Origin of the sequence: Pantoea sp. S62 (assembly GCF_016658625.1) — a bacterium.
GTDB classification, from domain to species: domain Bacteria; phylum Pseudomonadota; class Gammaproteobacteria; order Enterobacterales; family Enterobacteriaceae; genus Pantoea; species Pantoea vagans.
The window spans coordinates 1-216 of record NZ_JACVVI010000086.1 but is presented as its reverse complement, the minus strand read 5'-3'; the positions used below and the strand labels follow the sequence as shown (position 1 = coordinate 216).

General features: G+C 54.2%; 1 tRNA gene. It reads right to left on the bottom strand.

The features are described 5' to 3' along the window. Nucleotides 1–72: 72 nt before the first annotated feature. Nucleotides 73–157 (bottom strand) — tRNA-Leu (locus IBT54_RS25030). Nucleotides 158–216 lie beyond the last annotated feature (59 nt).

Below are 216 nucleotides of genomic sequence, written 5' to 3'. Positions count from 1 at the left end.
AGGGAATGCCGGTATCAAAAACCGGTGCCTTACCGCTTGGCGATATCCCATCCACGCTGCCGAATAATGAAATGGTGCGGGAGGCGAGACTTGAACTCGCACACCTTGCGGCGCCAGAACCTAAATCTGGTGCGTCTACCAATTTCGCCACTCCCGCAAAAAAAGATGGTGGCTACGACGGGAATCGAACCTGTGACCCCAGCATTATGAGTGCTG